We start from the raw sequence: 24228 nt of genomic DNA on the forward strand, positions 1-24228 counted from the left end.
CGCCCTGGTCCCCAACGGCGAGGGATATGCCACACCCGAGGCCGTGGTCAGGCGATTGGCAGCCGGCGAAGCTCGTCGCCGGCGATCTCGTAGAGCTCCACCGTGTTGGCGCCGGGCCGGAAGAGCCCTTCGTCGGACACCAGCGCCGCGAACCGTCTGCCCTGCTTGTCGGCCCAGGTGGCCTTGGTGGTGACCCCGATCCGGCCGTTGACGGCGATCGCCAGCGGCGTGCCGTCACGGATCGTGGCCGGCAGGTGACCGTAGACGAGGGCGGGTAGCCGGCCGGTGTCGGGAGCGACGTCGGCGAACGCGGAGGCATTGTCGATTTTGACCCGCGGACCCGCTGTCCCGCTGACCCGGAGCGTGTCTATCTGCTTACCGATCAGGTCGGGGCGGATCGGCAGGGCCATGTGCGGGCCGGCCTGGCCGGTGATGATCCGCTGAAACGTCCCGGTATCGGGTATATTGACCGGTTTTCCGGGCAGGTCGCTGTAGACGTGGTCGTGCGACGTCCGCGGCGACGCCGAAGCCGGCCGGCCGTCGACCTCCCACGGCACCGCCACACCGGCGAGATCCGCGACCGTCGGCAGCAGGTCGACGTGCTGCCAGTTGCGGTCGTCGACGGCGCCGGCCTGCTGAGCCGGTGTCTTGACGAACAGGGGCACCCAGAGCACCTCCTCGGGCGAGGCCTTCACCGGGCCCATCCCCCGACCCTGGTGGTCCATGGTGAACGACACACCGTGGTCGGCGGTGACGACCAGCGCGGCCTTGTCCCACAGGCCGGTCTGCTTCATCCGGTCGATCATCTTGCCGACCAGCAGGTCGGTGTAGCCGACCTGGGCCAGGTGCCGGTCCCGGGCGGTCTCCACCCAGCCGGGCCCGTCCAGCGGGAAGTCCTCGGGCGCCTCGTAGCGGGTGCCGGACGGCAGGTAGTTCCACGGCGTGTGCGGCATGAGCAGGTGCAGGAAGTGCAGCTTGGGCCGCGGCGTGGGCACGAGCCCGTCGAGGAACGTGGTGAACCGGGACGGCTGGTTGTCGTCGAGGGTGTCCCAGCGGAACTTCGGGTCGTCGGGCGCCACACCGGAACGCGCCTCGGCCAGCGTGTTCTCCCGGTACGAGGCCTCGGGGTCGCGGGCCGGCTCGTCCCGGGGCGAGGCGATCTGCCGGAACAGGCCGACCACCTCGCGCAGCAGCGCCGGCAGGCCACCCTCCCGCTTGACCCCGTCGCCGCACTCGCTGGGTGGGCACAGCTCGGTGATGGTCTCCTGCACGTCGGTGTCGTACGTGCCGCCGAGCAGGGTGAACAGGTTGTCCGGGTAGGCCGCGTAGTGCGGCGCGACCGCCTTGGTCGGGTGGCGGCCGGTGAGCATCGCGGGCATCGCGTACGGGGTCCAGCCGCTGACGCCCGTCGCGTTGCGGTACCAGGTGCTCGCGTTGGCCAGCTCGGCGATGTGGGGGTACTTGTTCTGGTCGATTTTTCCGTTTTTGTCGAGCACCGAGACCAGCGGGAACTCGTCGAGCATCAGCATGACGACCGGAGGGTGGCTGGCCCTGGTCTGCGTGACGTCGGCGCGGGCCTTGAGCGCGGCCGAGGGCAGCACGACCGCCGAGGTCGGCGACGCGAACGCGAACAGGGCCACGAAGACCAGCGGGCCGAGCGCCGCGATCCGCATGAGCTGACCCGGGACCCGCCAGCGCCAATAGGCGTACGCGATGCCGGCGCCGACGGCGATCCCGATGACGGCCAACAGCCATCCCCGCATCGGGAGCAGTTGCTTGCCGAACTGGATCGCGATCGCGGAGACCAGCAGACCGACCGTCGTGGCGTGGGTGATCTTGCGGGTACGCGGGCCGACCAGTCTCGTGAGCGCGCCGACCAGCCAGAGCGCGAGGGGCGGCACCAGCGTGACGATGCCGACGAGCAGCAGGATCTTGCCCCGGCCGGCCCCGTAGAAGAGGAAGAAGTCGGGGCTCTGGCCGGTGACGTCGAGCAGCGGTTGGGTGATCGCCAGCCCGCACAGGGCCAGGATCTCCAGCAGCGGGGCTACTTCGCTCCTGGCCCAGTTCTTCGTGCGGGTGGCCCGGGTGGCCTGTTCAGTCACGACGGACGCCGGCGACGAGGGTGCGGGTGCCGCCGGGCAGGGTCTCCCGCTTCGCGATGTCGAAGCGCTCGCCGAGCAGTCGGACGAACGTCTCCACGTGGTAGTCGGGGAACAGGCCGTCCGGCTTGTTGGCCAGCAGCTTTCGCGCCATCGGGTCCTCGGCGTGCACGAACTCGACGACCACGGTGTGCCCCATGCCGGCCAACCAGTCGACGATCGCCGGCAGCGGCACGTTGCGGCCGATCGCCAGGTGGTGCACCAGTGCGAGGGCCAGCGTGACGTCGGCCTTGGCGGCCCGGTCGGCGAAACTCGCCCGCTCGTGGCTCGCCCAGCCGCCGCCGGGCGACGGGTCGGCGAGGTCCATCACGATCGGCAGGATCCGCTTCTCACCCTCGGCCCGGAGCTGCCGGTAAAGGGTGTCGACGACCGCGGGGTCGGCCTCGACGGCGACCACGTAGCCGGCCTTGGCGGCCGCCTGCCTCGAGAACACGCCGTCGTTGGCGCCGAGGTCGAGGACCAGGTCCGTCTTGTCGGCGGCTTCGAGGGCGCTGTCGACAAAGCGCTGCTTGGCTGCCCGGTCGTCCTCGGAGTAGCTGCAGGTCTCGCGGTAGTCGCCCCAGTGCGTCGCGGGCGGCGCCCAGTCGAGCTTGGCCACCAGCTTCGCCGTCGCCTTCGCTGCCGCGATGACGAGCTCGGTGTTGAAGCCGGCGTCGCGGAGCTGGTCGCGCACCGCGCCGGTGCTCCGGTCGGCGTTGCGGGACTGGATGCTGTCGTGCAGGTGGACGTGCTTGAGCACGCCGGCCGCGAGCCGCTTGGTGCCACCGAGCAACCGGCGCATCTGGGCGGGCTCGACGCCGTCGATCTGCGACCGGAGCAACGCCCGCGGGTCGAGGTCGAGGTGCGCCTGGAGCATCAGCGGGTAGAGCAGGGTCTGGCAGAACTGCCGGTAGCCGGCCCACGGCTCACCGGGCTTCGCGGGCTCGAAGGAGCCCACGTCGATGAACTCGGGCGCCGCACCCCGCCACTGCAGGTTGTACGCGGAGCCGTCCTTCATCGTGAAGCCGGCTGCGAGTGCTTGGCGCAGCAGGTCCAGGTGGAGCCGGGCGGCGTCCTGGCGCATCGTGTGCGACCACTCGTAGGGATAGGTCACGAACGGCAGCGGCTCGTGGCGCAGGGTGGTGCTCCACGTGCCGGGCTCGCCCGGAAGCTCCCGGTCGATCTCCTCGGTCGCGGTCACCGTGCGGTCAGCCTGGGTGCGGGCGAAGAACTCGCTGTCGCGCAGGGCCTTCCAGTCCTGGGCGGCCTGCGCCCCCAGCCCGCGCAGCACCTCGCCGTCGGCGTGGAAGACGCGGGTCTGAGGGTCGCGGAAAGAACCCGGCTCCGCCACGGGCCGGGTGTGTTCTGGTGTCACCGAGCGCTCAGTCCTTGTCGGCCGTCGCCGCCGCCGGGGTGGCTGTCTCCACCGGCGCAGCCGTTGTGCCGACCGTTGCCTCGGCCGGCGTCTTGCGGCGGAACATGCCGGTCACCCGCCGCCAGTACAGCTTCGCGGCCACCACCACACCGGCCGTGCCGGCAACCAGCGCCTGCACGATCAGGCTGCCGGATCCCGCGTCCAGATAGGCCAGATGCGACTCCATCCCGCCCTCTCCTCCCTCTTTCGCCACCCGCGCTCACGCGACCGCCCCCGCGGTCGGTGCAAGCAATCGGTGTTAACTGCCCCGTCCTCCCCGACACCGCGTCATCGCGCTGACACCACCCGTTTTCCACCCTGACGGTTGAATGTCATGTGCCGTGCCCCGACCCTACGCTTGAGATCCGATCCGCGCAGCGTCCGCAGCGTACCGTCTGACATGTTTTGTCCGACATGCACGGGTCCGATTCGTTCAAGACTTGAGCATCGCGGCCCGCCTACGGTGAGCCCATGACTGTTCGCATCGACCTGTTCGGGCTGGTCGTGGCCGATATGGCCCGATCGCTCGCGTTCTACCGCGCGCTGGGCCTGTCGATCCCGGCCGACGCCGACGACGCGCCGCACACCGAGGTCACCTTGCCCGGCGGGCTGCGGCTGGCCTTCGACACGGTGGAGACGATCCGCTCGTTCCATCCCGGGTGGGAAGCGCCCAGCGGCTCGGCCCGCATGGCGCTCGCCTTCGCGTGCGACACGCCGGCCGAGGTCGACGAGGTCTACGCACGGATGACCAAGGACGGGCACGCAGGCGAGCTCGAACCGTTCGACGCGTTCTGGGGCCAGCGGTACGCGACCCTGACCGACCCGGACGGCAACGCGGTCGACCTGTTCGCCGCCCTCAGCTGAGGAGCTCCTTGAGCGGGACGCCGGCCAGCGCGCGCACGTCGCGGGATAGGTGCGGCTGGTCGGCGTAGCCCGACTCGGCGGCCGCCCGCGCCGCCGGCACGCCTCTTCGCACGAGGACCAGCGCGCGGCGCATGCGCAGGATGCGGGCCAGCGTCTTCGGGCCGTAGCCGAACAGGTGGCGACTGGCGCGGTGCAGGTGGCGCTCGGTCAGCCCTAGGCTCGCCGCGGTGCGGGCCACCGACTGGCCCTCGCCCAGCGCGCGGGTGATCGCTTCCGCCCGCGGATCAGGGCCGCCGACCGTGGCCAGCCTGGCCTCGGCGACCCGGTCCAACAGGTCGCCGCCTCCGTGTTCGGCCATGTCTTCGGCCAGCCGCTGGACCGTCCCGGCCGGCCATAGGGCGTCGAGCGGGACGCGCTGGTCGGTCAGCTCCGCTGCCGGGACGCCGAACACCGCCGGGCCGGTGCCGGGCGGGAAGCGTAGGCCGACGACGCGGTCGCCGGCGGTCAGGTCGGCCAGGGCGGCGGTGGTGTCGGGGCCGGCGATCGTCAGGCCGGTGCGGCTGGACCAGATCAGGTCGGTGCAGCCGTCGGGCAGGATGCGGGCCTGCCTTGTCGTCGTGACCGCGCGCTGCCAGATGACCCCGCCGGTGCGGGGTGCGCGGGACTCGTGCGGGCTCATGGTCGAGAGCATGGCAGCGGGGTACGACAGTTAGTCGTCCCTCTCCCCGGCGCCATTGCCGGCTCCCAGCGCGATCCCGATCGCCAGCCCGACACCGACGCCAACGCCGATGCCGATCGCCATGTTGTCGAAGACGAACAGCCCGAACACGACCCCGATCGCCAGACCGAGCGCGATGCCCGATCCCATGGTTCGACTCCGGGTCATGACGGCTCCCTTCGATGCCTGTTTCCGCGCGTACCCGCTCGGTGTGTTCGGCAAACCGGACTTGTGGCGCTATCCGTCCGTTTTATCGGACTGGTCGAACAACGGCAGCCGTACGGTGAAGGCCGTGCGACCCGGCTCGCTCGCGACGGTGACCTCGCCGCGGTGCGCGCCGACGACGGCGGCCACGATCGCCAGGCCCAACCCGGTGCTGCCGGCGGCCCGCGAGCGCGACGAGTCACCGCGGGCGAACCGGTCGAAGATCTCGCCCTGGAGCTCGGCGGGAATGCCGGGGCCGTCGTCGGTGACGGTCAGCACCGCGGTGTCGTTCCTGGCTTCGAGCCCGGTGACCACCGTCGTGCCCGGCGGGGTGTGCGTCCGGGCGTTGGCGAGCAGGTTCGCCAGCACCTGGTGCAGCCGCGGGCCGTCGCCGGCCACCACGATCGCCTCGGTCGGCAGGTCGAGCCGCCAGTGGTGGCCGGGGCCGGCGACGTGCGCGTCACCGACGGCGTCGACCACCATCGCGGTCAGGTCGACGGCACCGTCGGCGAGCGGGCGGCCGGCGTCGAGCCGGGCCAGCAGGAGCAGGTCCTCGACCAGGGACGTCATCCGGGCGCTCTCCGACTCGACCCGGCGGATCGCGTGCGCCACGTCGGCCGGGACGGGACCCGGGTTGCGGCGGGTCAGCTCGGCGTAGCCGCGGATGGCGGCCAGCGGGGTACGCAGCTCGTGGCTGGCGTCGGCGACGAACTGGCGTACCCGCGTCTCGCTGGCCTGTCGCGCGGCGAGCGCGTCGCTGACGTGGGTGAGCAGCCTGTTGAGCGCGGCACCGACCCGGCCGACCTCGGTGGTCGGGTCGGTGTCCTCGGCGGGGACGCGCATCGGGAGGGCGACCTCGCCCTGGTGCAGGGGCAGGGCGGTGACCTCGGCGGCGGTGGCGGCGACCCGCTCCAGCGGGCGTAGCTCGCGGCGGACGATCAGGGCTCCGGCACCGCCGGCCAGCAGCAACGCGGCGAGTGCCAGCGCCGACTCGACGATCAGCAGGTCGCGGATCGTGTCGTTGGTCGGGTCCAGCGGAAGTCCGATCACGACGGTGTAGCCGTCGTCTATGCGGGCGGCCAGCCGGTACGAGCCGAGGGTGGCCAGGTCGCGCGTGTGTGCGGCGCCGTCGGCGGGGACGCTGGCCAGGGCGGCGTGGGCCGACGCGGCCACCTCGAGGATCTCGGTGCGGGAGTCCGGGTCGCGGTGGCCGGAGAGGGTCACGACTCCGTTGTGGACGAGGGCGGCGACGATGTCCGGGGGTTGGCCGTTGATGGCCGGGCCAACGTCTGTCCAGGCGTACGGGGGTGGCGGCGGAGGTGGGCCACCGCGCGGCGGCCGTGGTGGGCGGGGCCGCGGGGTTCCGCCGTTCTGGGCGCCGTTGTCGGGCTGGGTGCCGGTGCTGGGCTGGATGCCACTGCTGGGCTGGGTGCCGCTGCTGGGCTGGTCATCGCCTGGCTGGTCGTCGCCTGGCTGGTCGTCGTCGGGCGGCTCGAAGGGGCGTTCGCCGGCCGGTGGGAGGCCCGCACGCGCCTGGCTGGCGGTGAGCTGGCGGTCGACCTGGCCGACCAGCGACCGGTGCAGCGCGACCGTGGTGATCGCGCCGGTGGCGACGAGGACGATCGCGAGCAGCGCGACCACCGTCAGCAGCAGCCGCGCGCGCATGGTCCGCCGTCGCCTACGAGGCGCCGGAGGCGCTGGGGAGAGCGCCTCCGGCGGCTCAGTCGGCGGGCTTGAGGACATACCCCGCGCCGCGCAGCGTATGGATCATCGGTGCGTTCCCGGCGTCGATCTTCTTCCGGAGATAGGAGATGTAGAGCTCCACGACATTTGCCTGCCCGCCGAAGTCGTAGTTCCACACCCGGTCGAGGATCTGCGCCTTGCTGAGCACCCGCCGCGGGTTGCGCATCAGAAACCTGAGCAGCTCGAACTCCGTCGCGGTAAGTGCGATCAGGGTACCGGCTCGGCGTACCTCGTGCGAGTCCTCGTCAAGGGTGAGGTCACCGACCGTGAGCACGGCCTCCTCGCGGGCACTGACCCCGACGCCCGCGCGGCGCATCAATGCCCGCAGCCGCGCCACCACCTCTTCGAGGCTGAACGGCTTGGTCACGTAGTCGTCGCCACCGGCGGTCAGCCCCGCGACCCGGTCCTCGACGGCGTCGCGCGCGGTGAGGAACAGGACGGGCACGTTGGGCGCGCTCACCCGCAGCCGCCGCATGACCTCTAGCCCGTCGAAGTCCGGCAGCATCACGTCGAGCACGACCACGTCGGGTTCGAAGTGCCGGGCCTCCTGCACGGCGTCCGCACCGCTGCCGGCGGCACGCACCTCCCAGCCCTCGTACCGCAGGGCCAACTGGAGCAGGTCGGTCAGCGTCGGCTCGTCGTCGACGACCAGCACTCTGATCGGCGCGCCGTCCAGTCGCCGAAAATCCGCCAGTCGCCCATCGCCGATCGTGACCATGCCTCTCATCGTGGCGGCGCTCCCTGTGCGCCGTTTAGCCGTTTCCTGTGGGCCACCTGTGAGCCTGCTGTCCCGCTGCTGTCTCATGGCTGTCCTATGCGGACTGTTGCTCGGGCACGACCGCGGCGAACAGCGCGACGACCGGCTCCCGCAGGCCCGCGAAGTCTCCGCCGGGTTCGCCCGACGGGCCGACGACATCGAGCATGAGCTCGTTGATGCCGCCACACAGCGCGAGCGCCATCGGCGGACTGAGCGGGTTGATCCGCGGGTTGGTGACGCGGGCCCGCTCGACGACATCGACCAGGGTCTGCGCGAACTCACGCTGGATGCGCTGCCGCATCCGGTACGCACGGACGCCGGCGGCCTGCATCTCGACCACGACCGCCCGGTTGACCATCGCGTCGAGCGTGGCGAGGTAGGCGTCGGTCAGTGCGCGGATCTGGTCGGGCCAGGGCTGGTCCGGGTCGCCCGTCGCCCGGAGCACCGCCATGATCCGGGCGCAGGCGGCGCCGTACAGCGCCATCAGGCACTCTTCCTTGTCGGTGAAATGCTCGTAGAAGGTCCGTTTCGAGACGCGCGCGTTCGCCACGATGTCCGCGATCGTGGTGGCGGCGTAGCCTTTCTCGGCAACGGCGTTGGCGAGGGCGAGCTCCAGGCTCGCGCGGACGGCGGCCGCGGTACGCGGGGCGGTCATGGGTGTCGCCTCCGGATGGCTGCTTGTGGAGGTGAGCCGATCATGGCCAGCGACGCCACGCCGGCAGAACCCCGACACAGTCGGATCGCCGTCATCGGCGCGGGCTTCGGCGGCATCGCGGCGGGCCTGCGGCTGCGCCGGGCCGGGCACGAAGACTTCGTGATCTTCGACCGGGGTACGGACGTCGGCGGCACCTGGCGCGACAACACGTACCCCGGCTGCGCCTGCGACGTTCCGTCCCACATGTATTCATTGTCGTTCATGCCGAACCCGGGGTGGACCCGGAGCTTCTCGGGCCAGGCGGAGATCTGGGAGTACCTGCGGCGGTGTGCGCGGGACCTCCGCCCGCGGCTACGTCTGGGCCACGAGGTGCGCGGCGCCGTCTGGCAGGCGGGGCGGTGGCTGATCGAGACGTCCCGTGGCGCGTACACCGCCGATTTCCTGGTCGCCGCCAGTGGGCCGCTGTCCGCTCCGGTGGTTCCCGACCTGCCCGGCTTGAGCTCGTTCGCCGGCCCTGCTTTCCACTCCGCCCAGTGGGACCACGATCTCGACCTTCGCGGCCGGTCGGTGGCGGTGATCGGCACCGGGGCGTCGGCGGTGCAATTCGTACCCCGGATCGCGCCGACGGTCTCGAGCCTGAGCCTGTTCCAGCGCACGGCACCGTGGGTCGTGCCGCGCCGCGACCGTTCCTTCTCCGCGCGGGAGCTGCGCGCCTTCACCCAGGTCCCGGTGCTGCGACGGCTGGCCCGGGCCGGCGTCTACTGGGGGCGCGAGCTGGCCGCGCTGGGCTTCCTGCACCCGCCGATGATGCGCCTGGCCGAGCGGACGGCCCGCCGGCACCTGACGACGTCGATCGCGGACCCTGACCTGCGGCGGGCGCTGACCCCGGCGTACCGGATGGGCTGCAAACGCGTCCTGCTCTCAGACGACTTCTATCCGGCGCTGACCCGGCCGAACGTCGCGTTGGTGACGTCACCGATCGCCTCGGTCACGCCGACGGGCCTGGTCACCTCCGACGGTCGCGAGCACCGCGCCGACACGATCATCTTCGGCACCGGTTTCCAGGTGACCGATCCGCCGTTGGCGGCGGTCATCCGCGGCGCCGACGGGCGCACGCTGGCGGAGACCTGGGACGGCAGCATGCGGGCGTACCTGGGCTCGGGCGTCAGCGGCTTCCCGAATCTGTTCCTGTTGCTCGGCCCGAACACCGGGCTGGGGCACACCTCGGTGGTATTCATGATCGAATGCCAACTGGACCATCTGCTGCGCCTGCTGAGCCACATCGACGCGGCGGGCGGCGGCGCGTGGGAGCCGACACCGACGGCGCAGGCCGGCTATGTCGACTCGGTCGACCGCCGAATGGCCGGCACGGTGTGGCAATCGGGCGGCTGCCACAGCTGGTACCAGGACCGCAACGGCCGCGTCTCCGCCCTCTGGCCGGGGCACACCTGGTCGTACTGGCTGCGTACCCGCCGCTTCACCCCGGCCGCCTACCGCCGGTCGCCATCCCATGACCGCCCCACCCCAACGGAGGTGATCGCATGAAAGACACCGTCGTGTTCATCACGGGTGCCGCACGTGGGATCGGAGCGCACACCGCCCGGCTGGCTGTCGCCCGCGGTGCCCGCGTCGCCCTGGTCGGCCTGGAGCCCGACCGCCTGGCCGACCTGGCGACCTCGCTGGGCGACGCCGCCCGCTGGTTCGAGGCCGACGTGACCGACCAGGCCGCACTCGATGCCGCGGTGCGGGGCACCGTCGACGCGTTCGGCGGCATCGACACCGTCGTGGCGAACGCCGGCATCGCCAACCGCGGCACGATCGCGGTCGGCGACCTGGAGGCGTTGGTCCGCACCATCGAGGTGAACCTCGTCGGCACCGTCCGCACGGTCGGCGCCACGGTGGCGGCGGTGTCCGCCCGCCGCGGGTACTACCTCCTCGTCTCGTCAGCCGCTGCCTTCGCGGCACTGCCCGGCATGTCCGGCTACTGCGCGGCGAAGTCCGGCGTCGAACACTTCGGCAACGCCATCCGCCTGGAGCTCGCCCACCGCGGCGTGTCGGTGGGCACCGCGCACATGAGCTGGGTCGACACCGACATGGTCCGCGACGTCAAGGACGACCTGCCCACGTTCCGCGCCGCCCTGGAGCGCCTACCCGGCCCGTTCAGCCGCAGCGTGCCGGTGGAGCGTTGCGCCGCCGCGTTCGTGGACGCGGTGGCTCGCCGCCGGCGCCGCGTCTACGTTCCCCGTTCGGTCGCCCTGGCGTCGGCCTTCCGCTCGGTCGCCAACGGCGCCTTCGGGAGCTGGGTCAGCCGCCGCGCGGCGGCCACGTCCGTGCCCGAGCTCGAAGACCAACTGGCCGCCCTCGGCCGGGGCTACGGCCGCAATACCGCGCCCCAGTCCCGATGACCGGCCTGGTCCATGATCGACGCGGTGCGGGGCCGCCGCTGGTGCTCTTGCACGGCATCGGCCACCACTGGCGTGCCTGGGAGCCGGTGCTCGACCGGCTCGCCGAACACCACGACGTGATCGCGGTCGACCTGCCCGGCTTCGGCCACTCGCCGGCGCCCACGTCCGGGCCTGCCGGAATGCCCGCCCTCGTAGCCGCCCTGACCTCGTTCTTCACCTCCCTCGGTCTCGGCCCCTCCGCCTCTGGGTCCCTCGACGACCCGCGCCCGCACGTGGCCGGCAACAGCCTCGGCGGCGCGATCGCGTTGGAACTCGCCGCCGCCGGTCACGTCGCGTCGGCCACGGCCCTGTCACCCGCCGGCTTCGCCAGCACGGGCCAGCTCCGTTACGCGGTAGCGGTGCTCACCTCCCTCCGCCTGGTCTCCCGCCTCCCCACTCCACTCGTACGCACCGTGCTCCGCTCCCCCCGCCTACGCGCTGCCGCGTTCGGCATGTTGCTGTCCCGGCCTGGCCGGATCACCCTCGAACGCGCCATGGCCGACACCGCGGCACTGCGGGACGGCCCGGCCTTCCGGGCGGTAGCCCGTGCCAGCCGCGGCTACGCCTTCACCGGCCAACCGACCGTGCCCGTCACCGTCGCCTGGGGCACCCGGGACCTGATCCTGCGGCCCCGCCAGTCCGCCGTCGCCCGCCGCGGCCTGCCGCACGCCCGGCACGTCGACCTCGCGGGCTGCGGACACGTCCCGATGAGCGACGACCCGGACCTGGTGGCCGACCTGATCCTCACGACCACCGGCGCGAAGCCCTAAACGACGCCGCGTCACCCCGACTCGCCCGCGTCCCGCACACCACCCTCTTCCCCGTGCGCTGTGAAAAGGTGCCAGCGTGACAACTGCCCCACGCCGCACCTGGTACAGGCCCATGCGGTCCCGGTCCACGACCGAGGCCCACCGTGCGTCGACGCCGTTGGAGCTGTTCTTCGACCTGTGTTTCGTGGTGGCGGTAGCCCAGGCGGCCACGCTGCTCGAACACGACGTCGCCGAGCACCACTTCGGTCATGGCCTCCGCTCGTACGCCATGGTGTTCTTCGCCATCTGGTGGGCCTGGATGAACTTCACCTGGTTCTCGTCGGCCTACGACACCGACGACGACATCTACCGCCTCACCGTGCTGGTGGCGATCGTGGGTGCGCTGATCATCGCGGCCGGTGTGCCGCGCGCCTTCGAGAGCCAGGACTTCCTGGTCGTCACCGTCGGCTACTCGGTGATGCGGTTCGCCAACGTCGGTCAGTGGATCCGCGCCGCCGTCTCGGACCCGGCGCATCGCAAGGCGGCCATCCGCTACGCGGTCGGCACGGTCGTCGTGCAGATCGGTTGGTGGCTGCTCCTGCTCGCGAGCGGGGACGCCGCCTACTGGACCTTCCTCGGCCTGGTCATCGCCGAGCTGCTGATCCCGATGTGGGCCGAGCGGACAGGCATGACCCCCTGGCATCCGGGCCACATCGCCGAACGCTACGGCCTGTTCACCCTGATCGTGCTGGGCGAGTCGGTGCTGGCCGCGTCACTGGCGTTCGAGAACGGGCTCGGCAGCGGCGCCAACGCGGACCTGATCTGGCTCGCGGCGGCGGGCATCATCATCGTCTTCGCGATGTGGTGGATCTATTTCGACCGCGAGACGCGACCACAGCCCAAGTGGGCCTTCGTCTGGAGCTACGGCCATTACCTGATCTTCTCGTCAGCCGCCGCGGTCGGCGCCGGCGTCGTGGTGAACGTCGTACACCACTCTGGTGAGGCTCATATCTCCGACACCGCCGCGGGCTATGCGGTCGCGATCCCGGTCGCGATCTACGCGCTGTCCGTATGGGTTCTCCACTATGTCCCGCATGAGCGTGGCCTCCTTCTCCTGACGCCGCCGATCGGCGTCGTGCTGATCTTGATCGCACCGTTCGTGCCAGCCTCGATCCAGGTGATCGCGGGGCTGTTCGCGCTTCAGGTGGCGATAACGGTAGTCCTCACCCGCCGCGCGTCGGCGTTATCCACAAGCGAGAGTTATCCACAGGCCGACCCGCCCGCTTGACCGATCGATGGCATGCTTTTCGCCGTGGCAGACCCCAAGCGCACCGACGACCTTCGTGTGATGCCGTGGTGGTACGTGCTCATCGGCGTGCTGCTGGCCATCGCCCTGGGCTGGTTGGTTCTCGACTGGCTGCTGGGCGAGGCCGACCGGGCCACCGGCGTCGACACCCGCGCCACGCTCCGCGTCGACGCGATCCGCACCGGCCTGACCGTGGTGGCAGGCACGGGCGGCGGGTTGGCCCTGCTGCTGGCCGCGCGCCGACAGTGGTTGAGCGAGCGCGCCCAGCGCCATCAGGAGTTCGTCACGACCCGCGACCATTCACACCGCGAACGCATCCAGGCGCACACCGAGCAGGTCGCCACCACCACCCAGCAGCATCAGGAGGAGCAGACCCGCATCGCGGACTACGACGCGACCCAGCGTCGCGTGACCGACCTGTTCACCAAGGCCGTCGACCTGCTGGGCAGCGACAAGGCGGCGGTGCGGCTCGGTGGCCTCTACGCGCTGGAGCGGCTCGCCCAGGACAACGCGGGCCAGCGCCAAACCGTGGTCGCCGTGGTCTGCGCCTACCTACGCATGAGCGATGAGAACGAGGGCGATCCCGACGACGACGGCGCCACCACCACCCATGAGGACGAGGTACGCCGCAGCGCCCAGCGGCTGCTGACCCGCCACCTGCACGCGGATCTACCCGACAGCTACTGGCCTGAAGTCCGCCTCGACCTAGCCGGCACCCGCCTGGTCGACTTCGACGCGAGCGGCTGCACTCTCATCGACGCGGACTTCACCGGCGCCCGGCTCATCGGCACCACTCGCCTGACCGGCGTGCACGCCGAGGGCCGATTGACCCTGACCCGCGCCACTTTCGGCGTTGCTGCCTTCGACGGCCTCACCACGTCGGGCGAGTTCGTCGTGGACGACGCGGTCTTCGGCGGGGAGGCGACCTTCGACCGCGCCCAGTTCGGCGGAGAGGTCTCCGCCAGGCGTGCCCGCTTCGCCTCGGCGTCGTTCAGTGAGACCGTGTTCGACAAGACGGTCACCTTCGACCGCGCCACGTTCACCGATACGGCCTCGTTCCGCAACGCCACGTTCCATAGTGGATTCTCGATTGAGCGCGGGACCTTCGCCGCCTATGCCGGCTTCCGCGCCGCGACGTTCGAAGACATGGCGTTCTTCCGGTGGACCGCCTTCGAGGGCGACGCCTACTTCGAGAACGCCGTGTTCCACGGCGCGGTGAACCTCGGCCGGGCCGAGTTCCACACCCGCGCGAGCTTCGCCGGCGCGACGATGCGCCGCCGCCCCAACATCGACCACGTCAGAGCCGCCGCCAACCAAACCCACGTCTGGCCAGCCGGCACCACCGCGGAAAAGGAGGACGACGACTGGATCGTCCTCGTCGACGACCGCCCATAACCACGCCGACCACCCAGATCACCGCTGCGAATCACACAGCGGCAATCACGGCTCCCCGACGTGAGCTCGCGACCAGCGCCCGGTTACCGCTGGACCGCACGGGGTCCGCTGCCGGTTCCTTGAGCCGGGCACCGAGGTCGCGGGCCGCGCCGCCGAGAGTGTCCGCGACCGCCGGGGACAGCCCACGGGCAGGTCGGTGGCGGCCGCGACCCGGGCCACCACCGGTAACCGCGAACCGGCGCGGTTACCAGGGACCGCGCGGTCATCGCGAACGGGCGGTCATCGCGAACAGCGCGGTCATCGCGAACCGGCGCGGTAACCGCGGACCAGCGCGGTCATCGCGAACAGCGCGGTCATCGCGAACAGCGCGGTCATCGCGAACAGCGCGGTCATCGCGAACCGGCGCGGTAACCGCGAACCAGCCGGTTACCGCGGACCGCACGGTCATCGCGAACCGGCGCACGGTTCGCGTCAGTTGCGCAGGCGCGAGCGGGGACCGAAGCGTCGCACCAAAGCGAGGCCGCCCCCCACGAGCGAGGCCACGATCGCGAACGAGGCCAGCAGAGCCAGCGTGGTGCGGCCGCCCTCGGGTTGGTTCTGGTCATCGGCGGCCGGGAGTCCGACCACCAGCGAGGCGTCGCCGGCCAACCCGTCGTTGCACTCGGCGACCAGGTCGTAACGGCCTGGGGTGGCATTGGCCGGGACTAGGTAGGAGACGCGGAAAGCGCCCGGTCCGCCGGCGGGGTACGGGGCCAGCGGCAGCTCCGGCGGCCCGCCGAAAGGCACCACGTTGACGCTGGCCGAGGTCGCGCGGGCGCCGCACCACACGTCGATTACGGTCGTACGACCGGGCACCGCGTTGGGCGCGAAGACGGTCGCGTCCGCGGCCGCCGGCGCGGCACCGGCCAGCACGAACAACAGCGCCAGCGGCGTGCCGAGCAGGGCGCGCCGGCGGGACAGCGGACGTGCGCCGGTCGGCGGCCGCCCGGCCCTTCGCCGCACACGCAAGAGCCCCACGCCGCGCCAACCGCGCATCATCGCCATCAACCCCCGCCGGTCACCGGTAGCCACAGAACACCAGAACTTCGCGGCAAACTGCTGGTTTCCGGCATTAAGCCCTTGCGGGGACAAGACTCCACTTAAGATTGCCCACCGATCGGGCCACGCCCGATGCCCAGCAGGCCCAGCTTTCGGCGGGCAAGACCGCAGCGCAGACCCGGGCAAGACACCGCCAAATCTGCTTAACGGTCTCATCGTTCATTACGGGCAAAGACGCTCAGTCCCCAATCCGGTCTGCGAGTGAACGGCGAGCGGCAAACAGGCGACGACCATACGGCGGGCCGACCCCAAGCTCGTACCGACGGCGTCCGCTACTCCCCCATTCGGCCGAGGCGGCGGCTTCGGCCCCGATTGCGGGTGAACGCTTCCGAACTGCCCGGCTTGTCCGCGTGTGTATGTACTAAACGGACAAGACGGTATGGCACCTTGCCGGCCCGAGCCCTCCCACGGTCGTCCCGCCTGACTAGGTGCCGACCGCCGAACTGTGGCGCAGGCCACAAAAGTGCCTGGTCAAACTGGTGCGAGCCCCGTCTAACCTCTCCGGGTGCCACGCAAGGAAATCGGAAAACATCGACATGACGGAATACACCCGACTAGCCGTTCGGTTGAGGTCGCCCCAGGCGAACAGTCAACCGGGCGCCACAGACGAGAGGTCGAGTCGAATGAGCTGACCAAGCTGCGTAACAGGCTTCAACCCATATTCAAGACCCCCGCCGCACGCATCGGCCTGGTAGCCGGCCTTGCCTGCTGCCTCGGCCTCGCAGCCGCGGTCGAGACCCGCGACGCCAACCAGCCGGCCCGTGCCATCACCTCGGTGGCCGCGGCGGAGCAGGCGGCGGCGCAGGCGGCGGCGGAGCGCGACGTCACCGAGGCGCAGCAACGCGCGTCCCGGTCCAGCGTCCGCGAAGCCCTCACCCCCACTCAGTCCCCCAGCCCAACCCCCACGTCGACGGCCACCACCCCCGCGCGACCGGCCCCGACGAAGACGAACACCCCCACCCGTAAGCCAACCCCCCGCACGACCACGAAGGCGACCGCGACGAGGGCCGCCACGCCCAAGCCGAAGCCGACCGTTGTCGCGCCGGTGGCCGGCCTGACGCAGGCGCAGATGAACAACGCTGCGACGATCGTCAAGACCGGCGTCAGCATGGGCATCCCGCAACGGGGTCTGATCGTCGCGATCGCGACCTCGATGCAGGAAAGCCGGCTCCTCAACCTGGCCAACACCGGGCTGCCGGAGTCGCTGAACTTCCCGAACGAAGGCACTGGTTACGACCATGACTCGGTCGGGCTGTTCCAGCAGCGGACCAGCACCGGCTGGGGCACGGTCCAGGAGCTCATGACGCCGTCGATCTCGGCGTCGAAGTTCTTCGCCGCGCTTGAGCAGGTGTACGGATGGCAGAACATGTCCATCGCCGGTGCCGCCCAGGCGGTGCAGGTGTCCGCGTTCCCCGACGCGTACGCCCAGCACGAGGCCAACGCCACCGCGGTGGTGCAGGCGCTCAGCTGATTCAGCTACGGGCAGACGACCCGGGCGGCCTCAGGGCCGCCCGGGTCGTTTCGTCTCAACGGATGACGGCCGTCCGCTCGCCACGGAGCCGGGGCCACTTGCGCTTGCCCTTGCCGTCCTTGCCGTCGCCGTCCTTGCCGTCGCCGTCCTTGCCGTCACCGTCCGCGGCATCGCCGTCCGCGCTGTCGGACTTGTCCGCGCCATCCGAAGGCGCGTCGTCGACGGCATCAGATCCGTTCCCGGGTACGGCCGACCGCGGCGCCTTGGGCTCCCCCGGCGCGCTCGACCGAAGGCCACTCCCCGCCGCCCCCGCTTCCGCATCCGGAGCGCCGGACCGCAGCTTGGGCAGCGAGCCGCCACCACCCAACTCGGGCGCCGCACGCCGCAGGCCGTTGTCGCCGACATCAGCCTGTGCGGAGAGCCCCGACGGCCCTGGAGGGTCATCGTTCCTACCAGCGGCGCCGCCGCTTGTTGCGCTTCCCTGTCGGTTGCCGTCTCTTACCGGTTGCTCCGAAGCTCGTGGTGCGCTCGTATGGCCAGAGGGGCTGTTATCAGCGTTCTCCGCCGACTTCCCGGTGTCGGACCCACCGCCGGCCGGCTTGCCACTGGCGCCGCCGTTACCCGCGGCGCCCTGACCGCCACCCGCCGAGCCGCTCTGCCGCCCGCCGCTCTCGGACGGCCGTCCGCCACCACTGCGCGGAGGCCGACCGGCGCCGTTACGCCCGTCACCGTTGGCCGGGCGCCCCGAGGTTGCGGAGCGACCACCGCCGCTGCCCGCAGGCGCCCGACCCGTGCCGGCCCGACCAGTCCCAGCGGACCCGCCCTGCGTGGCCGTTGCGGCGCTGCCAGCCGAGGCACCTCCGGTGCTCCCACTATCGGCCGCCGGCGCGCTGCTCGCGCCAGCAGCACCGTTACCGGCCGCCGTGCTGCCGCCAGCGGCAGGCACCGACGCGCTGCCGCTCGAAGCGGGCTGGCCCACGTAGCCGTTCGACCCCGCCTGCCCGCTGGATGTCGCCGCGGCGGAGCCAGCCGCCGGCGCCTTCCCAGACGAGGGGCTGACGGCGGGGGCTGCGCCGTTCCCGTTCGAACCCGGCTGCCCTGCCGCGGCCGACCCGGCCGCCGGGGCCTTCCCCGAACCAGAGCTGACAGCAGGAGCAGAACCATTGCGGCTCGAGGCCGCCGGCCCACTCGCCGCCGCGCCAGCCGCTGCGGCCTTGCCCGAAGCGGGACTGACTGCGGGGACGGAACCATTGCCGTTCGAACCCACCGGCCCGCTCGCCGCGGACCCAGGCGCCGGTGTCTTGCCCGACGCAGGACTGACAGCGGGAGCGGACCCGTTGCCGGCCGAACCCGCCTGCCCGGCCGAAGCCGGCCCCGCCGAGCCAGCTGGCGGGGCCTTCGCCGCGCCGGAGCCGATGGGCGCGGTCCCGTTGGAACCCGCCTGCCCGGTCGATGCTGCCGGGGTCTTCGCCGCACCAGGGCTTGCCGGAGCATTCCCGTTTGAACCCGTCTGCCCGTTGGGGGCCGCGGAGCCGGAGGCCCGGGTCTTCCCTGCGCCAGGGCTGGCGGCAGGAGCAGACCCACTCACGCTTGAACCCGCCGGCCCGCTCGAAGCCGCCGCGGCCGAGCCGGCTGCGGGCGCCTTGGCCGAGCCGGAGCCAACGGGAGCCTTCGAGCCGGCCTGCCCGCTCGGGCCCGCCGGCGCCTTCGCAGGACCAGCGCCAGAGCCGGAGCCGGAGCCAACCGGAGCGTTCGAGCCGGCCTGCCCGCTCGGGCCCGCCGGCGCCTTCGCAGAGCCAGTGCCAGAGCCAGAGCCGGAGCCAGAGCCAGAGCCAACGGGAGCGTTCGAGCCGGCCTGCCCGCTCGGAGGCGCCGGTGGCTTCGCAGAGCCAGCGCCCGCGGGCGCGGTCCCGATTGGCGCTGCCGAGCCGGAAGCCGGGGCCTTCTCAGAGCCAGTGCTGACGGCAGGACGGGCTGCCCCATCTCGGCCGGCGGCCGCGCTACCAGGAACGCCGGCCCGGCCCGTCGCCTTCGGGGCGGCGGCAGGTTCGCTGGCTGCCGGCGGGGCGTCGGCGGCGCTCTTTGCTGCCGAGCGGTCCGACTTGGCGTTCTTGGTCGACGCGCCCTTGGCTCGGCCCTTGCCCAGGAGGCCGGTCTTGCCGAACAGGCCGCCCTTGCCTGGCTTCGAGGGCGGCTCTGCGGGGGCGGCGTCGATTACGGGGGCCATCTCGCCGTTGACCGGCGTCGGGGACGGACGCCCGGCAGGTGCAGCATCGTGGCGGGCCGCGGCCGAGTTGCCCTTGACCGCGGCCGGGCTGGAGTCATGAAGCCGGCCGCCGTCGTTGCGCTGCGGAACGGCCGCAGCCGTGGCACCGGCAGCAGCCTTCGCCACAGCGACCGACCCGGTTGCCCGGCCGCTTGCCGACTTCGCGCTCGCGGGGGCCGGACCCTGGCCGGCGGTCACGACGGAGGCGGGCGTGGCGGGCTCGAACGAGATCGTGGAGAGGACCGCGTCCGCGGAGTCCTCACGGCGGCGGCGGGCGGCCAGGGCCAGCTCGAAGTCGCGGCGGGCCTTGACGGCGTCGTTGTACGCCTCGGCGCGGATGCGCTGCGCGTCCTCCCGGGCCTTGGCCAGCACCTCGCGGGCCTCGGAGATGATCTCGGCGGCCTCTTCCTCGGCCAGGGCGACCATCTGCTGCACCCGGTGCGTGTTGCGGTAGACGGCGGGGCGCGCCCGCAGCATCTCGTGCAGGCGCTCGGCCTCGGCGCGGACCATCCCGAGCTCCACCCGCATGGTGGCGGCGCTCTCAGCCTGCGCGGTCGCGCTGGCGAGCTGCTCGCCCAGGTCCATGAGGCAACTTTCGACCTCGTCGCGGTCGTACCCGGATTCGACGATGGAGAAGTCCACCATTAGCTCGCCCCCAAGCAGCCAGTCGTTTCCCCTCCCGGCCATCCTCCCGAGGCATTACCTCGTTTCGGGGCGTTTTGCGGAATTAAATCCACATTGGCCCGTGCTCGGGCGTGTCATCCGCGACGTCAGGTGTCGTCGCTCAGGAGGGTGTCCAGACCACTGATCTTGAGTACCCGGGCGACGACGCCACGGGCTCCGGTGAGGCGCAGGGAGCCGCCGGCGGCGGAGCTCAGGTGGTGGCCGCGGATGAAGGCTGACATTCCGGTCGAGTCACAGAAGGTCACCTCGTGAAGATCGATGACGAGTCGGGTGAGCCCGTCGCCGATCACCTCGTCGATGCGTTCGCTGAGGTGCGGGGCTGTGCTCAGGTCGAGCTCCCCGGCCAGGCGCAACACCACCACATCCGGGCGGTCGACCCGGCTGACCGTCAATGTGACGGAGGCGTCCTCAATCATTGCCACCTAGCAAGGATATAGCCCATCCGAAGCCCTGGCGCCCCGGGTACGACCTCCGTTATCAGCAGGTTACGCGGTCGCCGTCCCCGCCGCACCGTCCGCCCGTACCGGTCACCGGTCTTGTCAATTCAGGACACGTCCCGTCCGCATTTCGGGTGGACCGATTGGCGCCGGGGTGTCGGTCGAAACCCACACCCCGGCGCCACCAGAACAGCTAGCGGCTGGACCGCGACGCACTCTTCCGGGCGGCCGACTTGCGGATCGGGCTGGTCGCCCGCGCCGTCGAGCTCGTCCGCCGAGCCGCACTCGTCGTCTTCCGCACCGCAGAGGTAGACCTACGCGCCGCCGAGGTGGACCTGCGCGCCGCCGATGTGGACTTGCGGCCCGTGGTCGACTTGCGCGCCGTGCTCGACTTGCGGGCGGCGCCGGCGCGGGCCGTGCTGGCCTTGCGCGCGGTGCCGGACCGGCGGGCCGGACCCGTGGATGCCTTGCGGGGCGCGGTCGACTTCCGGGCCGTCGTCGACTTGCGCGTGGCCGGTGCCTTGCGCGCCGTCGTCGACTTCCGCGCGGTCGTGGCCTTGCGGCCCGCCGTCGACGTACGCGCCGTCGTGGCCTTGCGACCAGTCGTCTTCCGCGCCGTCGTCGCCTTGGCCGCCGTCGACTTGCTCGGCGTCGCCGCCTTGCTCGCCGTGGTCGCCTTACGCGCGGTCGTGGACTTGCGGGCGGTCGTGGACTTGCGCGCCGTCGTGGACTTACGAGCCGTCGTCGACTTGCCCGCCGCAGCGGACTTGCTCGCCGCAGCGGACTTCCGGGCCGTCGTCGACTTACGAGCCGTCGTCGACTTGCTCGCCGCCGCGGACTTGCGCGCCGTCGAGGCCTTGGTGGCCTTGCGCGGCGTGGCCGACTTGGTCGCCTTGCGGGCACCGCTCGGGCCAGACGCGGCCTTGCGTGCCGTCGACGCCTTGCGCGTGCCACCGGCCGAGGTCGACTTGCCCGCGGCAGACGCCTTGCGCGTGCCACCGGCCGAAGCCGTCTTGCGGGCGGTCGACGCCGTCTTCCGGGCGCCACCGGCGCTGGTCACCGAGCGCCCGTCGCGGGCCTGCGGCGACGCGAGCACCGCGCCGATGATGCCGGCATTGTTGAGCAGCATCGCCGGTACGACCTCGGTCTCGATGTCGAGCCGGTCCAGGAAGCTGTCGGACTTGCGGCTCACCCCGCCACCGACGATGAACAGGTCGGGGCTGAGGAGCTGCTCGAGATGCTGGAGGTACTTGCGGACCCGCTTGGACCACGCACCCCAGCCGAGGTCCTCGTCCTGGCGCACCCGGGCCGCCGCGCGCTTCTCCGCGTCGACGCCGTGCATCTTGATGTGGCCGAACTCGGTGTTGGGCATGAGCATGCCGTCCATGAAGACGGCGCTGCCGATGCCGGTGCCGAAGGTCAGCATCACGACCTTGCCCTTGCGGCCCTTGCCCGCACCGAACTCCATCTCCGCCATGCCGGCGGCGTCGGCGTCGTTGATGAGCGCGACGGGGGCGTGCAGCTCCTGCGAGAAGAGCTTGGCCCCCTCGGTGTTCATCCACGACTTGTCGACGTTGGCCGCGGTGCGGACGACACCGTTCTGGATCACGCCTGGGAAAGTGATGCCGACGCGCTGTGGCCGGGTCTTGAAGTGGCGAACCACCTCGCCGACCGCCGCGACGACACTCTTCACGTTGGAAGGCTGCGGCGTATCCACCCGGAAGCGTTCACCGGTCAGCTCGCCACGCCTCATGTCGACCAGCGCGCCCTTGATGCCCGAGCCGCCGATGTCAATGCCGATAACCGCCATGAACTCACGTTACGTCCGAGGCGTTTGGCGCGCAGCGCAACGCGAAAAACCTTTAGGACAAAGGAGGCGGGGTCACCTTCGGCTTGTCTTCCACAGTGGATTTGGGCGTACGCCCGCCCGCGTAACGCTTCTCCCCGGCGTTGGCGTGTCGGCTGCCGACCCACACGGCCGCCGGCGGCTGCCCACCGACACTCTTCGGGGACCGCCCAGCCTCGTCATCCGGCTCCGCAGCACCCAAAGGACCGAGCGTGGGTACGACGTCGTGGTCGCCAGAGCGCGAGTCGTCCAGCACCTCGCCGACGATCTCGCCCGCGTCGGCGCCCGTGTCCGTGCCGCCCAATGCCGCAGCGGAGCGGGTCGACACCCCCGCCACCAGGCCACCCGCGAACGCACCGCAACCGGCCGCCATCGCTCCCCCGATCACCCCACCGTGCGAGTGGCAGCCGCCGGGCCTGGACGAGGTCTTGACCGGGTCAGGTCCCGCCGACCCGCCCGCCCGGGCAAAGGCGGTGGCCCCGCCCAACGCGTACCCGACATCGGACTGCCCGGCCGAGGCCGAGGCGACCGGAAGGGACGCGAAGTACGGACCCGGACCACCCACCGCGGGCGCACCCGGCAGCACGACCGGCGGCGACGCCGGCCCACCGAGCGAGGGCGGCTCGGCCGGCAGCGGCCGGCCCGCCGGCGACGGCTCCGCCACGACCCCGGCCGGCGGACCCACCGGCGAGGGTGCCGCGATCGGCATGGCGTACCCGGGCGCGGGTCCGGACGACGCGACCACCGGCCCGGGGTACACGCCCGGCCCGAGATCGTCGGCACCCGAGGGAACAGCCCCCGGCCCGGCGTCGAGCGAGGCGGCGCCGGCGAGCGCCGGAGAGCCGCCACCGGACCATGAGCGAGTCGGAGCAGGCCCGGTCGCCGCGCCGAGCCCGGCCGCCACACCGGCGGTCGCCGCGCTGCGCGCGGGCGAAGGCGACCAGCGCCCGGCCTCCTCGGACTCGGCCGTGGCGTCGTCGACCGCCGCCTCGGCGCGGACGGCGTCGCGAATGGCGAACTCCAGCGCCGCGAGCAGCAGCAGGTCGAGCACCAGGGCCGGGATGGCCGCGAACTGGTACGTGGCGAACTCGAACACCCGGGTCAGCAGCAGGTCGATCAGGACCGCGCGCTGCATCCACCGGAAACCGGTCACCCGTCGCCCCTGCCGCAGCCGCACCAGGCCGTACACCACGCAGGCAGCCGCGATGATCGAGCTGGCACCGCCGATCGCGGTCGGGACCGGGTCGTCGAACACGAGCACGGCGTTGGCGCCGGCCTCCCGCGCGAGGAACGTCGACAGGATCAGCAGCGCGATGGCGAGCGTCGACACGGCCTGGATCAGCAGCAGCACGATGGTCGTGATCATCGCGGGCCGGGTGCGCAACACCTTGGCGATCCGGGCGGCCACGCGCGACCCCGCCTGGCTCACGTCGTACCTCTCGTCACGCCCACGCGGGATCTGCTGCACCAGGGCGGCCGCGGCCGTGGCGCCCGGCAGGTCGCCGGCCGCGTTGATCCGGCGCAGCGCCATCTGCCGCGAGTGGTCGGTCATACCGTTGGTCACGCCGGCCGCCGCGGAGGTCAGCGCGGCCGCGTACAGCTCACGTGGGCTCAGCGGCCGCCGCCCGTGCACGGCGTGGATCGTCAGCACCAGCAACACGATCACCACGTACATGATCGCGATGCTCGGAGTGAAGAAGTAGTCGTTGTTGCTGGTCAGGAACTTGCCGACCTCGTCGATGAAGAGCCCGAAGCCGACGCCGGCAATGAAGGCGCCGACGGGTCTGATCACCCTCCCGTTGAACGACAGGAGCCCCATCACGCCGACCGCCAGCGCCAGGCCGCCCCAGAGGACGTGCGCGATGTGCAGGCCGTTGCCACCGAGTTGGGGATAGCCCGTGATGAACAGGGCGAGGCGAATGGACAGCACCGTCGCCACAGCGACGACGATGAACTCCATCAGCAAGGGCACGGCATTGGCGGCTCGTGGGAGCCCCCAGCGCACCAGGCGATCGCCCACACTTCTTCGTACCAAATGT

The 24228-nt window shown here is 71.6% G+C and carries 21 protein-coding genes; 8 read left to right on the forward strand and 13 right to left on the reverse strand.

Features of this window, described 5'->3' with window-relative positions:
* Positions 1-47: 47 nt before the first annotated feature.
* Genes BLV39_RS31775 through BLV39_RS31785 form a run of 3 tightly spaced genes read right to left on the reverse strand, consistent with a single transcriptional unit; the run spans position 48 to position 3739 of the window.
* Positions 48-2102, reverse strand: coding sequence for a sulfatase-like hydrolase/transferase (locus BLV39_RS31775; protein ID WP_090800306.1), 2055 nt, complete (start codon positions 2100-2102; stop codon positions 48-50).
* Positions 2095-3513 (reverse strand): methyltransferase, encoded by a 1419-nt coding sequence (locus BLV39_RS31780; RefSeq protein ID WP_090800307.1) that lies wholly within the window; start codon positions 3511-3513, stop codon positions 2095-2097. The genes BLV39_RS31775 and BLV39_RS31780 overlap by 8 nt, the downstream gene beginning before the upstream one ends.
* A gap of 7 nt (positions 3514-3520) precedes the next feature.
* Positions 3521-3739, reverse strand: coding sequence for a hypothetical protein (locus BLV39_RS31785; RefSeq protein WP_090800308.1), 219 nt, complete (start codon positions 3737-3739; stop codon positions 3521-3523).
* A gap of 284 nt (positions 3740-4023) precedes the next feature.
* Between BLV39_RS31785 and BLV39_RS31790 the strand changes: the two genes are divergently transcribed.
* Entirely contained in the window at positions 4024-4416 is a 393-nt protein-coding gene (locus tag BLV39_RS31790) for a VOC family protein (protein ID WP_090800309.1), read from the forward strand.
* Here the strand turns inward: BLV39_RS31790 and BLV39_RS31795 are convergent.
* The 5 genes from BLV39_RS31795 to BLV39_RS31810 form a co-directional block, all read right to left on the reverse strand.
* Positions 4409-5095 carry a helix-turn-helix domain-containing protein gene (locus BLV39_RS31795; protein WP_090800893.1) on the reverse strand — a complete coding sequence of 229 codons (687 nt, stop codon included), beginning with the start codon at positions 5093-5095 and terminating at the stop codon, positions 4409-4411. The two genes, BLV39_RS31790 and BLV39_RS31795, sit on opposite strands and share 8 nt — an antisense overlap.
* 30 nt (positions 5096-5125) lie before the next feature.
* On the reverse strand, positions 5126-5302 hold the full coding sequence (locus BLV39_RS43255) for a glycine zipper domain-containing protein (protein ID WP_176985168.1): 177 nt from the start codon (positions 5300-5302) through the stop codon (positions 5126-5128).
* 69 nt (positions 5303-5371) lie between these two features.
* Complete coding sequence (locus BLV39_RS31800) at positions 5372-7003, reverse strand: sensor histidine kinase (RefSeq protein ID WP_204082877.1); 1632 nt, start codon at positions 7001-7003, stop codon at positions 5372-5374.
* Positions 7004-7058: 55 nt separating this feature from the next.
* Positions 7059-7799, reverse strand: a complete 741-nt coding sequence (locus BLV39_RS31805; protein WP_090800311.1) for a response regulator transcription factor — start codon at positions 7797-7799, stop codon at positions 7059-7061.
* 94 nt (positions 7800-7893) lie between these two features.
* Positions 7894-8493 carry a TetR/AcrR family transcriptional regulator gene (locus BLV39_RS31810; protein ID WP_090800312.1) on the reverse strand — a complete coding sequence of 200 codons (600 nt, stop codon included), beginning with the start codon at positions 8491-8493 and terminating at the stop codon, positions 7894-7896.
* Positions 8494-8535: 42 nt separating this feature from the next.
* Here BLV39_RS31810 and BLV39_RS31815 point away from each other — a divergent pair, with 42 nt between their 5' ends.
* From BLV39_RS31815 to BLV39_RS31835, 5 genes are all read left to right on the forward strand, one after another.
* The gene (locus BLV39_RS31815; RefSeq protein WP_090800313.1) at positions 8536-10038 is read left to right on the forward strand and encodes a flavin-containing monooxygenase; all 1503 of its coding nucleotides are present in this window, start codon (positions 8536-8538) and stop codon (positions 10036-10038) included.
* The gene (locus tag BLV39_RS31820) at positions 10035-10898 is read left to right on the forward strand and encodes an SDR family oxidoreductase (RefSeq protein ID WP_090800314.1); all 864 of its coding nucleotides are present in this window, start codon (positions 10035-10037) and stop codon (positions 10896-10898) included. The genes BLV39_RS31815 and BLV39_RS31820 overlap by 4 nt, the downstream gene beginning before the upstream one ends.
* Entirely contained in the window at positions 10895-11707 is an 813-nt protein-coding gene (locus BLV39_RS31825) for an alpha/beta fold hydrolase (RefSeq protein WP_090800315.1), read from the forward strand. Before BLV39_RS31820 ends, BLV39_RS31825 begins: the two co-directional genes overlap by 4 nt.
* Before the next feature lie 76 nt (positions 11708-11783).
* Complete coding sequence (locus BLV39_RS31830) at positions 11784-12974, forward strand: low temperature requirement protein A (protein WP_239083876.1); 1191 nt, start codon at positions 11784-11786, stop codon at positions 12972-12974.
* Positions 12975-12998: 24 nt separating this feature from the next.
* Complete coding sequence (locus BLV39_RS31835; RefSeq protein ID WP_143049969.1) at positions 12999-14387, forward strand: pentapeptide repeat-containing protein; 1389 nt, start codon at positions 12999-13001, stop codon at positions 14385-14387.
* Between the two features lie 471 nt (positions 14388-14858).
* On the opposite strand, the gene BLV39_RS31840 is transcribed toward BLV39_RS31835, so the two are convergent.
* On the reverse strand, positions 14859-15404 hold the full coding sequence (locus BLV39_RS31840; protein WP_143049970.1) for a hypothetical protein: 546 nt from the start codon (positions 15402-15404) through the stop codon (positions 14859-14861).
* 625 nt (positions 15405-16029) lie between these two features.
* Here BLV39_RS31840 and BLV39_RS42570 point away from each other — a divergent pair.
* Positions 16030-16956: a hypothetical protein gene (locus BLV39_RS42570; protein ID WP_373315404.1), complete on the forward strand. Its 927-nt coding sequence runs from the start codon at positions 16030-16032 to the stop codon at positions 16954-16956.
* Positions 16957-17011: 55 nt separating this feature from the next.
* Here the strand turns inward: BLV39_RS42570 and BLV39_RS31860 are convergent, their stop codons facing one another.
* Positions 17012-17323: a hypothetical protein gene (locus BLV39_RS31860; RefSeq protein WP_090800322.1), complete on the reverse strand. Its 312-nt coding sequence runs from the start codon at positions 17321-17323 to the stop codon at positions 17012-17014.
* A 1956-nt stretch (positions 17324-19279) separates the two neighbouring features.
* Between BLV39_RS31860 and BLV39_RS42575 the strand changes: the two genes are divergently transcribed.
* The gene (locus BLV39_RS42575; RefSeq protein WP_143049972.1) at positions 19280-19870 is read left to right on the forward strand and encodes a hypothetical protein; all 591 of its coding nucleotides are present in this window, start codon (positions 19280-19282) and stop codon (positions 19868-19870) included.
* 122 nt (positions 19871-19992) lie between these two features.
* On the opposite strand, the gene BLV39_RS31870 is transcribed toward BLV39_RS42575, so the two are convergent.
* From BLV39_RS31870 to BLV39_RS31880, 3 genes are all read right to left on the reverse strand, one after another.
* Positions 19993-20322, reverse strand: a complete 330-nt coding sequence (locus BLV39_RS31870; protein WP_090800324.1) for an STAS domain-containing protein — start codon at positions 20320-20322, stop codon at positions 19993-19995.
* Between the two features lie 214 nt (positions 20323-20536).
* On the reverse strand, positions 20537-22153 hold the full coding sequence (ppgK, locus tag BLV39_RS43755; RefSeq protein WP_204082878.1) for a polyphosphate--glucose phosphotransferase: 1617 nt from the start codon (positions 22151-22153) through the stop codon (positions 20537-20539).
* Between the two features lie 52 nt (positions 22154-22205).
* Complete coding sequence (locus BLV39_RS31880) at positions 22206-24149, reverse strand: hypothetical protein (RefSeq protein ID WP_090800325.1); 1944 nt, start codon at positions 24147-24149, stop codon at positions 22206-22208.
* Positions 24150-24228 lie beyond the last annotated feature (79 nt).

It is taken from the genome of Asanoa ishikariensis (genome assembly GCF_900107455.1).
Taxonomy (GTDB): domain Bacteria; phylum Actinomycetota; class Actinomycetes; order Mycobacteriales; family Micromonosporaceae; genus Asanoa; species Asanoa ishikariensis.